The 11,806-nt window shown below is 64.7% G+C and carries 9 protein-coding genes; 6 read left to right on the plus strand and 3 right to left on the minus strand.

What is annotated here, in order from left to right; genetic code table 11:
* The 3 genes from ACZO3G_RS13485 to ACZO3G_RS13495 all read right to left on the minus strand — a co-directional run.
* A partial coding sequence (locus ACZO3G_RS13485) for an ABC transporter permease (protein ID WP_486847339.1) occupies window positions 1-1,285 on the minus strand: 1,285 nt, incomplete at its 3' end.
* On the minus strand, window positions 1,272-2,924 hold the full coding sequence (locus ACZO3G_RS13490) for a COG1361 family protein (RefSeq protein WP_276870144.1): 1,653 nt from the start codon (window positions 2,922-2,924) through the stop codon (window positions 1,272-1,274). The genes ACZO3G_RS13490 and ACZO3G_RS13485, both read right to left, overlap by 14 nt.
* On the minus strand, window positions 2,921-3,859 hold the full coding sequence (locus tag ACZO3G_RS13495; RefSeq protein WP_353960864.1) for an ABC transporter ATP-binding protein: 939 nt from the start codon (window positions 3,857-3,859) through the stop codon (window positions 2,921-2,923). Before ACZO3G_RS13495 ends, ACZO3G_RS13490 begins: the two co-directional genes overlap by 4 nt.
* Window positions 3,860-4,091: 232 nt before the next feature.
* Between ACZO3G_RS13495 and rlmD the strand changes: the two genes are divergently transcribed.
* The 6 genes from rlmD to ACZO3G_RS13525 all read left to right on the plus strand — a co-directional run.
* Window positions 4,092-5,450: a 23S rRNA (uracil(1939)-C(5))-methyltransferase RlmD gene (rlmD, locus tag ACZO3G_RS13500; RefSeq protein ID WP_276870142.1), complete on the plus strand. Its 1,359-nt coding sequence runs from the start codon at window positions 4,092-4,094 to the stop codon at window positions 5,448-5,450.
* A gap of 164 nt (window positions 5,451-5,614) precedes the next feature.
* Window positions 5,615-7,732, plus strand: coding sequence for a PTS sugar transporter subunit IIC/EAL domain-containing protein (locus ACZO3G_RS13505; protein ID WP_276870139.1), 2,118 nt, complete (start codon window positions 5,615-5,617; stop codon window positions 7,730-7,732).
* A gap of 105 nt (window positions 7,733-7,837) precedes the next feature.
* A complete protein-coding gene (locus ACZO3G_RS13510) occupies window positions 7,838-8,389 on the plus strand; it encodes an RNA polymerase sigma factor (RefSeq protein WP_276870137.1) in 552 nt (183 codons plus the stop codon).
* Window positions 8,386-9,501, plus strand: coding sequence for a DUF4367 domain-containing protein (locus tag ACZO3G_RS13515; protein WP_101550002.1), 1,116 nt, complete (start codon window positions 8,386-8,388; stop codon window positions 9,499-9,501). The genes ACZO3G_RS13510 and ACZO3G_RS13515 overlap by 4 nt, the downstream gene beginning before the upstream one ends.
* 46 nt (window positions 9,502-9,547) lie before the next feature.
* Entirely contained in the window at window positions 9,548-11,176 is a 1,629-nt protein-coding gene (locus ACZO3G_RS13520) for an immunoglobulin-like domain-containing protein (RefSeq protein WP_276870135.1), read from the plus strand.
* 103 nt (window positions 11,177-11,279) lie between these two features.
* Window positions 11,280-11,806: amidohydrolase family protein (locus ACZO3G_RS13525; protein ID WP_486847340.1), on the plus strand; the 527-nt coding region annotated here is incomplete at its 3' end.

The raw sequence follows: 11,806 nt of genomic DNA on the forward strand, positions 1-11,806 counted from the left end.
AGACCTGCGCGGCGGCCTGCTCGCCGCCGCCCCCGTAGTAGCCCATATAGCGCATCGACATGCCGCTGTTGTCCCCGCCGAAGGAGAAGTTGAAGTAGTTCATCAAAAAGGAGATGAAATAGCTGAGGATGACGCCGATGATGCCGCCGACAAAGCCGATGACCCCGGCTTCCATCAGGAAGACGGAGCGGATGTTCTTGACCTTGCAGCCGAGCACCTTCATGACGCCGATTTCGCGGGTCCGCTCATAGATCGACATGATCATCGTATTGGTGATACCGATAGCCGCGACGAGCAGGGAGATGCCGCCCAGTCCGCCCAGGAACATCTGCTGCTGGCGGGCCTGCTCCTGCATCGGCTTGCGCACGTCCTCGGCCGAGTTCGTCTCGAAGCCCATCGCCTTGATGGCCTCCTGAACCGGCTCGACATCCTCCATCGTGGCGACCTTGACGGTGACGTTGCTGTAGCCCTTGTTGTTGCGGGTGCTGGTCTTGATCTTGTTGACGCGGTTGTATTCCGCCTCGAGCCACTTGATGTCCTCGATGTCCATGATGATGCCCTGCGAGGTCTCCCAGCCCTTGTCGTAGTCCTGCTTGACCCGCCCGACCGGCTTGATCTCGCGGGAGAACTGGGTGCTGTCGGGATCGTCCTCGTCCTGCTTGTTGCTGCGCAGGATGAGCTCGTCGTTCATGATGTCGACGAACGGCTTCTGCTTGAGCTCGCCGTTTTCATCCGTTTCGGGCCAGCGGTAGTTGTCGAATTTTTTCTTGTTGTCCTGGAAGCTGTAGCCGGTGTATTCGCCGACCACCACATAGATCGGTTTTTTCTTTTCGGTCTGCGGCCCCGTGGGATATTCCCCCTCGAGCAGCGTGTAGCCCATTTTGGGCATGGCTTTGGCATACATGCCGGTGATGTCCCACAGCTCCATCTGGTAGCGGTCGTCCTTGCCCGCATAGATGCGCGCCTGGAGGCCGGGGGAATAGATGGGGGTCGCGACCTCGACGCCGGGGAGGTTCTGCATCTGCTCGACCGCCTTGTCGTCCATGACGGCGGCGTCGCCCTCGCCCATCCCGCTGTAGCGGTAGTTGTAGACGCTGATGGTGGTGAGGCGGCTGCCCATCTGCGCGAGGGTGTTTTCGAGTTGGAGGTTCATGCCGAGGCCGAGGGAGATCATGACGACGATCGCGCAGGTGCCGACCACCACGCCGACCACGGTGAGGATGGAACGCATCTTTCGGCGGAAGAGATTTCCAAAGCACATGGAAATCATATCAGATATCTTCATCGTCGTCCTCCAGGAAGGCCTCGTCCTCCTTACGGCGCGCGAGCATGAGCCTGATCAGGAAGGCCGCGAAGATCATGAGCACCACGCCGCCGACCATCCAGCCCCAGACGGGAATCGTCTGGTACCAGGGCGTCTCCTCGGGGATCTCGTCCATCGGGTTCATCGCGTCCATGCCGTCGTCGGAGGGCATCGAGAAGGAGATCGCGGTCGTCGTGAAGGGCTCGCGGATCTCGGTGACGTGCATGTTCGCGTCCTCGTAGGTGATGATGATCTCGCCCTTGACCTCGCCGCCCTCCAGGGCGCCGAGCTGGAAATCGGCGGAATCCTCCTTGCCGGCCTCGATGTTGCCGATGAACTGGCGCTGGCCGGGCTGGGCGATGTTGCCGGCGATTTCGGCGGAGACGTTGTAGATGGGGGATTTCCCCTTGTTGACAAAGGAGACCTCGATGCTCGTGTCGTCCCCGACATAGAGTTCGGAGGGGACCTCGACGGGGTTGAGGGTGAAGCGGTCGAGCTGGGTGACGGGGATGCTGATCTCCTGCTCGGAGGTCAGCTGCTTGCGCGCCTCGTCGATGACCGCCTCATAGGCAAAGTCGAGCTTGATCGCGTGAGAGATCGGTTCCGCGCCCGGCTTGACCGACAGCGCGATCGTGCGCTCGATCGACGACTCGCGCGACATCTTTTCAAGGTAGATGGTGTTGGAGGAGCCCTTGAGGGTGAACGCCTCGGGCACCGTGATCTTGATGACGATGTTGTCGATCGGGAGCTTTTTGCTCGTGTTGGTAAAACGCAGCTTGAGGGAGAAGTCGCTGGCCGCGGCCACGCTCGCGCCGCCGTAGTCGAACTCCGACACGATCAGCGTCGGAGTGGGCGGCGCGATATCCGGGCGGCTGGAGGAGTCGTCGTCATCGTCGTCGTTCTTGTTGTGTTCCCGCTCGCTCGAGGGGGATTTCACCTTGAGCTCGTTGAGCTCCTTGCTGAAATCGGTCATGCCGATGCCCCATTCGGGCGGGTAGGAGACTGAGAGGCGCAGGGTCTTGCTCTCCCCGGTGTATCGAACGCTTGTATATGTAACCGTGTAATAGACAGAGTCATTCTTTCCCTCCTTGAATACAAACGAGGGTTCGGAATTCGATTTAAAGTTTTCCGAATTGAGGCTGGCAAAAAAGTTTTTGTTTCGCACTTCATCGCTGTCGCCTTCGCCGCCGGAAAGGTCCTTGTAGTCCTTGTAGCTGAACCGGGTGTCGACGATGGTGATGACCATTCGATCAACGGTTTGACCGCTGGACACTTCCTGTTTACGCTCTCCGCCAAGCCAGAACTCGACGCCTTGGATGCTGTACTCATTCGGCGAGGAATCCTGTTCGTCATTTTTATCGCCGGTGTCGGTCCCTTCCCCTGTTTTGGGTTCGTTCGCGGCGGCAAGCATGCGGCTGCCCGCCCGGGAGGAGGAGAGCACCGCGTCGGGTTCCTCCTTCGGCGCCTGGGATTCCACCTGCGTGGTGGTGCCGGCGGTATCGCCCTCCTCTGCGTAGACGGTCGTGCCCCGGAAAAGCGTGGCAAAGGAGATGCCCGCCGCCGAAAAGAGGAAGATCACGGCGAGCACGAGGGAGATCACGCGGCTGGAAAGATGGTTCATATCGGCAGTTCTCCTTTTTCTTCTTCAGCGGCCGCCGGGGCGGGCGGCGGAGCACAGGGCGCGTCCCCGTCGTCCGGAAGGATCAGCGGCTCGTCGTCGGGCGGCAGGGGGAGCTCCTCCTCCTCGGCCGGGATGGGCCCTTCCGGGAGCTTTGGCTCCTCGGGAAGCACCGATTCGGGCGGCAGGGAATCCGCGTCGGCGGTCCCGTCGTAGATCGGCGTATGGGTGACGTCCGAGGTGATCGCGCCGTCGATCAGGGTGATGACCCGGTCGGCGTAGTCGGCGATCTCGGGGTCGTGGGTAACGATGATGAGCGTCTGCTGGTACCGGCGAGCGAACCGGACCATCATGCGCATGACGTCGATGGTCGTCCGGGTGTCGAGGTTGCCGGTCGGCTCGTCCGCGAAAACCACCTTCGGCCGCGAGACGAACGCGCGCGCGATGCCCACGCGCTGCTGCTGGCCGCCCGACATCTGGGTGGGCCTGTGGTGGGCGCGCTTTTTGAGCCCCACCGCGGCGAGCATCGCCATCGACGCCTTGTTGCGCTTCGATTTGGAGACCCCCTTGAAGATCATCGGCAGGGAGACGTTTTCGAGCGCGGTCATGGTTGGCAGGAGGTTATAGGACTGGAAGACAAAGCCCAAAAACCGCTGCCGGAAGATCGCGAGCTGGTTTTCCGACAGGCGGGAAATGTTGGTCTTTCCAATATATACCGAGCCGCGGGTAGGCTTTTCAAGCCCCGCGAGCTGGTTGAGCAGGGTGGATTTACCGGAACCGGAGGTCCCGACGATGCAGACGACCTGCCCCTTTAAAATTTCCAGGTTGATGTCCGCGAGGGCGACGACTTTTTCATCGCCGATGCGGTAGACCTTGCGCAGATGGCGCACGCTGATCATGGGTTTCGGGCCGTTTTTGGCCCGCGCGGCGGTTTCCAAAGTGCCACCCCCTTCCGGCATACCGATCAATAGGTGCGGCTTTTTCCGCGATTTACTGCAACAAATTCACACTGCCGTCAACGCGGCTTCACCGGGGCAACACAATCGGCGCGGGAGAATCCGGTTGTACCCGCCCAAAAACTGTGATACAATATCCGGAGAGCCGGCGAATTCAACGGAAAATACAGGATGAGTATAGCATAGATTGTCCGAAATGCAAAGGGGTGGGCGGATGCCGCGGAAGAACGACCTGGTGACGCTCGACGTCACCGATATGACCCATGAAGGCAGCGGCGTCGGGCATTTGGACGGCATGGCGGTTTTCGTGCCCGCCTCGGCGGTGGGGGACCGGCTGCTGGTGCGGCTGGTCAAGGTCAACAAGACCCACTGCTTCGGGAAGATCGAGCAGGTTTTGACCCCCTCGCCCGACCGCGTCCTCCCCGACTGCCCGGTGAGCCGCCGGTGCGGCGGCTGCGTCTTCCGGCACGTCTCCTACGAGGCGGAGCTGCGCTACAAGCAGGCCTTCGTCCAGCAGAACCTGCGCCGCATCGGCGGGATCGAACTGCAAGTGGAGCCGATCCTGCCGTCGCCCCGGACGGAGGGCTACCGCAACAAGGCGCAGTACCCCGTCCGGATGCAGAAGGGGAAGCTTGCGGCGGGCTTTTTCGCGCCGCGCACCCATGAGGTGATCGACTGCCACGACTGCCGCCTCCAGCCGCCCGGCTTCGCGCGGATTTTGGAGACGGTGCTCGGCTACCTGCGGGACTGCCGCGTCCCCGTCTATGACGAGGCCGCGGGCGGCGGGCTGCTGCGCCACGTCTACCTGCGCGCCGGGCAGCGTTCGGGCGAGACGATGGTCTGCCTCGTCGTCAACGGCGACCGCCTCCCGCACGAGCGGGAGCTGGTCGAGCGCCTGCGCGCCTGCGACCCGCGGATCGTATCGATCGTCCTCAACGTCAACGACCGCCCGACCAACGTCATCCTCGGGCGGGAGACCCGCGTCCTCTATGGGAAGGGACAGATCAGCGACGTGCTCTGCGGGGTGGAGTTCGACCTCTCCCCCCAGTCCTTCTACCAGGTGAACAGCCCCGGCGCCGAACGGCTTTACGGCGTGGCCGCCGATTTCGCCGCGCTCACCGGGGAGGAGACGGTGATCGACCTCTACTGCGGCGCGGGCACGATCGGGCTCTCGCTGGCGGGCCGCTGCAAAGAGGTGATCGGCGTCGAGGTCGTGCCGCAGGCGGTGGAAAACGCGGTCGCCAACGCGCGCCGCGCGGGCATTTCCAACGCGCGCTTCTTCTGCGCCGACGCGGCGGAAGCCGCCGCGCGCCTTTCGCGGGAGGGGATCCGCCCCGGCGTGGTCATCCTCGACCCGCCGCGCAAGGGCTGCGAGGAGGCGGTGCTCGAATCGGTCGCGCGGATGGCTCCCGGGCGGGTCGTCATGGTCTCCTGCAACAGCGCCACGATGGCCCGCGACTGCGCCGTGTTCGCCCGCCTCGGGTATGAGACGGTCCGCTGCCGGCCGGTCGACATGTTCCCGCGCACCGCGCACGTGGAGGCGGTGGTGCTGCTGGTAAAAGCGGAGACCTGACCCGTGTTTCATGGCCCGGGTTTGACGCGCTGTTCCCAAAGGCGGATATGGCGCTTTATGGGGCGGGGATCGTCCTTTACCACGGGGGACCCGGGGACGGCGCCCCCGGACACACAGATTAAATGGCCGACGCGCGCCGGAGCGGCGGCGTTGGAGATCGGACGGTGAACGCGGTGAAATCGTCGCCCAGCGTCCTGGAACGCCTCTACGGGGGCATCGAGGACAATCGAATACTCACGTCGGTCCGCCGGGGAATGGTGCTCGCCATTCCGGAAATCCTGGTGGGCTCCTTTGCGCTGCTGCTTCTGAGCCTCCCGGTTGGCGGCTGGCAGACGCTGCTCGACGGGCTGTGGAGCGGGTCTCTCCGGCTGCTGCTGACGGTGGTGCGCGACGCGACGCTCGGCGTCATCTCGCTGATCATGCTGCTGACGATCAGCTACAGCTACGAGGAGGAGACGCCCGCCGGACACCGGGGGACCCTCCCCTTCGTCAGCCTCTGCGCCTACCTCGCGTTCACCTACGGGCCGGAGGGCTTTGCCTTCGCGGCCTTTGAGAGCTCGCGGCTGTTCGGCGCGATCGTGGTGACGATCGCCAGCTGCGCGCTTTTCACTCTGCTGTCCGAGCGGTTTTCCATCCGGATGCGCTCCTACACCGACGGCTCGGACTCCGCCTTCCAGCGGTCGATCTCCGCGATCGTGCCCGCCTGCCTGGTGATCGGCCTCTTCGCCCTGCTGGGCGTCCTGCTCACCCGCGCGCTGGGGGGCGCCGATTACTCGGTGGCGTTTTCCGGCTGGTTCGAGGGGCTCTTCCTGCGGATGGGGCGCGGGCTGGACAGCGGGCTGCTCTTCATCCTGCTGATGCATCTGATGTGGTTCTTCGGCATCCACGGGAGCAACGTGCTCGACGGGGTCGCGCACGAGGTCTTCCGCGCGGGCATGGACGTGAACCTTGCCCGGCTCGCGTCCGGGCAGGCCCCCACCGAGATCGCCACCAAGACCTTTTTCGACACCTTCGTGCTCTTTGGCGGCTGCGGGACGCTGCTCTGCCTGGTCGTCGCCATCTTCCTGTGCGACAGGCGCAAAAACGTCCGCGGGCTCTCCAAGATGGCGCTTGTGCCGGTGCTCTTCAACATCAACGAGCTGATAATGTTCGGCGTCCCCATCGTGCTCAACCCCATCTACCTGGTGCCCTTCCTCTGCACGCCGCTCGTGCTGACGGTCATCAGCTATCTGGCGACGCTGGCGGGGCTGGTGCCTGTCGCGATCCACACGGTCGAATGGACGACCCCGATCTTTTTGAGCGGCTACGCCGCGACCGGGTCGGTCGCGGGGAGCCTGCTCCAGCTGGTGAACCTCGCGGTCGGCGTGGGCATCTACCTGCCCTTTGTGCGCCTCGCGCAGGCCCGCCAGCTGCGGTCGCTGGAAAAGCAGATGGAGCGGCTGGCCGGGGAGGTCCGGGCCTGCGAGGCGGCGGGCGAACGCCCGGCGCTGCTGGCGCGCGGCGGCCAGCTCGGCTCGATGGCGAAGCTGCTGGCGGAGGATCTGCGCTACGCGCTGCGCAGCGGGGGCGTGCAGCTCCACTACCAGCCCCAGACCGACGCGCGGGGGCGCGTGTGGGGCGCGGAGGCGCTGCTGCGCTGGGAGCATGGGCCGGGCGGGTTCGTCTACCCGCCGCTCGCGGTCGCGCTGGCGGCGGAGGGCGGCTTCGCGGACGAGCTGGCCGCGTTCGTCGTGGACACGGCCTGCCGCGACCTGGCGGCGCTCAGCGAATGGAGCTGCCGGGAGCTGGAGATCTCCTGCAACCTGACCGCCGGGCAGCTGACAGCGCCCGGCGCGCCGGAGCTCGTGAAAAAGGCGATCGAACGCTACCACATCCCGCCGGGGAGGCTCGGCGTGGAGCTGACCGAACAGGACGCGCTGTCCGGCGCGCCGCAGATGACCGAACGGCTCGCGGCGCTGCGGGAGACGGGCGCGCGGATCATCATGGACGATTTCGGCATGGGGCACAATTCGATGCTCTACCTCCAGGACAGCCAGTTCGACATGGTCAAGCTCGACGGCTCGCTCGTGCGGGAAATGACGGACAATCCCCGCACCGGGGAGATCATTTCCACAATCGTGCGGCTGTCCGAATCGCTCGGCTTCCGCGTGGTGGCGGAGTATGTGGAGACGCCCGCGCAGCTTGAGGCGCTCGGCGCGCTCGGGTGCAGATATTACCAGGGGTACCTCTTCAGCCCCGCGATCCCGCTTTCCGAGCTGAAGAAGTACATCCGGGAGCACTGAACGCGGCGGGGCCGCCCGGAAATTCGGCGGAGGGCCTTTTGTTCGGGGGAAAGGTATGGTATACTTTTTTCGGTATAATCCACGGGAGGAAAGGGCGGTGAAGGAATGCTGGTGTATCTGGCCGCGCTCGACAGCGAGCGGGAGCGGACGAAGTTTGAACAGGTCTACCTGACCTACCGCCAGGTGATGTTCTATACGGCGAACAGCATCCTGCACGACCCGCAGCTCGCCGAGGACGCGGTGCACCAGGCTTTCCTGCGCATCCTCGACCACATGCAAAATATTGGCGAGGTGGAGTGTCCCCAAACCAAAAGCTTTGTGGTTATAATTGTAAGGAACATTTCGATCAACCTCTATAACAGCCGCAAGAAAAAGGCGGTGGTCTCGTTCGACGAGCTCGAAAACTGGACGGCGGATACCGCCGCGGTCCCGGTGGACGAGGTGGAGTCGCGCGAGGGCTACATGCACCTGATGGACCTGATCGACCGGCTGCCGGAGGGTTACAGAAGCGTGCTGATGCTGAAATACGACAACGGCTTTTCGACGGGTGAAATCGCCTCGATGCTGAACCTGAGCGAGGAAAACGTCAAAAAGCGGCTTCAGCGCGCAAAAAAGAAATTGGAGCAGGAGCTCCTGACGGAGGAGGTGAACATATGACAGAGCTTCATGACGACCTGCTGGAAAAGGCTTTCGGCGAGGCGCGCGAACGAATGCTCGCGCGGCTTCCGGACGACGCAAAGCTCGATCATGTGTTCTCCGGAGAATTTGAGGAACGGATGCGGCGGATGATCCGGGCGGAGAAACGCAGCCCGTGGCAGCGGCGGATGACCGCGTTTGCGCGCCGCGCCGCGGTGATCGTGGTGGCGGCCGTGGTCGGCTTTTCCGCCTGCGTTTTGAGCGTCGACGCGTGGAAGCAGGGCCTCTTCAAGATGGTGGAGGAGAAGTTCCCCGAGTACTCGAGCATCACCTACGAGCCGGTCGACGGCGCCGCCGGCGTGGCGGAGTTCACCCTCGCCGAGTACCAGCCCGCCTACCTGCCGGACGGATTCCGCCTCACCGAGCAGATGCTCGCCGACAGCATCAACTGGTCGACCTACACCAACGCGGAGGGGGATATGATCTCCTTCCAGCAGTCGATCCTCGGCAGCGGGACGATGGCGATCAACACCGAGGGCTCCCAGCTCGAGGAGTTCGACCTGGGCGGCGAGACCGCCTATAAAATGGATAACCGCGGCAGCCAGTTCGTGCTGTGGAACGACAACCAGTATTCCTATATGGTGCTCACCAACGATATGACCCTCGACGAGGCGGTGCGGATCGCCGCGTCGATCCGGCTCTACCCGCCCGACGCGCCCCATCCGCCCCACCTGCCGGTCGACCAGGGGCTGCTTCCCGACCCCTACACGCCCGAGGAGGCTGCGGAGAACGGGGACGTGGTGATCAGCGGCGGCGGGATCGAAAACGTGCAGGCGCTCGAGGCGCTCTTGAACGCGCAGCAGGCCAGCCCCGCGCAGTGGACGCAGCTCATCATCCGCGTGACGGATTTCGACCGGGGCGGCCCGATCATCCGCGACCTCTATTTTGACGGCTTCCGCGTCCACTGCGACGAGGACAACACCCGTACCGAGGGCCAGGAAAAGAACACCTACAGCGGCTACACCTACGCGAAGCTGGTCAGGGAGACGCAGGACGGCGTCACGGTCGTCTACGGCATCGACGACTATACCGGCGACCGGGTGGAGCTGATCCGCTACGACGAGACGAAATAGGCTTCCCACATCAGAGAGCGGCGTTTTGCCGGGGGAGGACAACAGGATGAAGCTTTTACGGAAATTTTCAGGAGCAGCGCTTGCGCTGCTCCTGCTTGTATCCGCGGGACTGCCCGCGTCGGCGCTGCTCAAATCGTCGCCCGCGCGGCAGGAGCTCCCGGAGCTGACGCTGGCCTACGGCGCGGAGCGCGCCACGGCGGCGACCGGCGGTTATGAGTGGGACTATGGGGACGGCTCGAAGGAGATTGCGGATGCGCCGCACCCGCTCGACGAGGGCTACCGGATGCCGATCCTGCTGCGGCGCGTGAGCGTCGGGCGGATCGACCTGTCCTTCGGCCTGCGTCCCGACCGGGTCACCGTCAGCCGCTGGGACCTCTCCGACCGCGGGAATTTTGGCGCGGAGCCCCAGACGCAGACGCTGCGCGACCTGAGGATCGAGGTCCCCGGCACGGGGTCCTATATCTATGAGGTCGCGGCCGAGTGGGAGCAGGGGAGCGCTTCCTATGCCTTTGAGTTCGGCCTCGCTTCGGACAGCACCCGCATGGCGCTCTCCGACCTGCCGGAGGAGTATCCGGCCGAGACGGCGCTCGCCAACGGGGACGTCGTCTCGCGTGAAGGCGCATCCGCGCTGGGCAACCGCGAAAAGCTCGACACCTTCCTTTCGGGGGTGGAGAGCAGGACGCCGGCCTCGGTGCGCGTCGCTTCCTACGGGGAAGCGGGCGGGCCGATCGTCTACGACCTCGCTTACGACGGAAAGGAAATCCTCTGCACGGTCGACCGCACACGCGACGGGAGCCTTGCGGACGACCTGCGCGGGATCACCGAGCGGGTCTATGCCTCGGCGGCCATCGAGTGGGAGCACAGCGTCGATTCGGGCGGCAGCACCGCCTACCTGCGCCTGTCCGGCGCGTCGGGAGGAAAGCTGACGGTGGCGCGGTTCATCCCCATCGAGATGGCGGCGGAGGAGGAGAGCTGCCCCGAAGGGACCGAGAAGCTCTCTGTTTTGATCCGGAACAACACGGGGGACGAGGCGAGCTTCGACGCGGTGTTCGCGCTCGAGGCGTACCTGAAGGACAAATGGACCGCGGTCCCCTTCGACGGGGCGTTCGACGACTGGGCGGGCGTCCTGCCCGCTGGGAGCGAAGCCTCCTGCGAGGTGGACCTCTCCCAGGTGGGGGAGACGCTCGTCCCGGCGCGGTACCGCGTCGTCAAGCTCCTGCGCTGCGGCAACCGCAGCCTGCGGGTGTCCGCGCCCTTCACGGTCACCGAGCCCGCCGACCGGCTGGCGCTTGAAAAACCGATGGAGATCGGCATCATGATCGGCAACGGCAAGCAGATGACCGCCGCGACGCTGACCCGGCGCGGCCGGTATGAGGAGGTCTCGCCCGTCACCTACGTGATGAGCGAGCTGGGGCGGTTCCGCCCGGTGCCCGCCGACTGGCGGCTGGGCGGCGCGGCCGAGACGGACGGCGCGAGCCTTACCCTCTCCTATGCGGACGGCTCGGAGGTGAAGCTCTACCTCGACCCCAACACGGACCGCCTGCGCGACGGGCAGGACCCGCAGCCGCTGACGCTGCTCTCACTCGGCGGAAAGAACTACTACTCGGACGGGGAGGCGTACGCCCGGATCCGGAAATGCGCGGCCGCCGTGGGCGGAAAGGCGCAGCTCCAATAACCCAAAGCGGACGGGCCGCCCGGCTGACGCCGGGCGGCTTTTCGATTGGATTTTCCCACCGCGCTGTGGTAGAATAGTGGGGAAACCAAAAAGGAGGCGCGGTATGAAACGGACGGTTTATTACGGCGGGGACATTCTCACGCTCGAAGGCGGCGGACGCGCCGAGGCGTTGCTTGTGGAGGACGGGGTCATCCGGGAGCTGGGGACGAAGGAGGCGCTGCTGGCCTCCTTCCCGGGCGCGGAGCGCGCGGACCTGCGGGGACGCACGTTGATGCCCTCCTTCATCGACCCGCACAGCCACATCACCTCCTGCGCGCAGACCTTCGGACTCGTATCCCTCGAGGGGTGCCGGGAGATCGCGGAGGTGGTCAAACGGATCGCGGACTACCGGGAAAAGGGCCGGGTGAAGCCGGGCGAATGGATCTGCGGGTTCGGCTACGACCACAACGACCTGAAGGAGCGCCGCCACCCCGGCCGGGAGGCGCTCGACCGCGCCGCCCCGGACAATCCCGTGCTGATCTCCCACGCGTCGGGACATATGGGGGCGGTCAATTCGGCGGCGCTCCGGGAGATGGGGATCACCGCGGACACCCCCGAATTGACCGCCCCCATATGTCCCGACGCGTGGGA

This window comes from Anaerotruncus sp., from assembly GCF_057433415.1.

Coding starts and splice junctions, on each gene's coding strand:
- ACZO3G_RS13520 (WP_276870135.1), top strand. CDS start 9,548: ATGAAGCTTTTACGGAAATTTTCAGGAGCAGCGCTTGCGCTGCTCCTG.
- rlmD (WP_276870142.1), top strand. CDS start 4,092: ATGCCGCGGAAGAACGACCTGGTGACGCTCGACGTCACCGATATGACC.
- ACZO3G_RS13490 (WP_276870144.1), bottom strand. CDS start 2,924: ATGAACCATCTTTCCAGCCGCGTGATCTCCCTCGTGCTCGCCGTGATC.
- ACZO3G_RS13510 (WP_276870137.1), top strand. CDS start 7,838: ATGCTGGTGTATCTGGCCGCGCTCGACAGCGAGCGGGAGCGGACGAAG.
- ACZO3G_RS13515 (WP_101550002.1), top strand. CDS start 8,386: ATGACAGAGCTTCATGACGACCTGCTGGAAAAGGCTTTCGGCGAGGCG.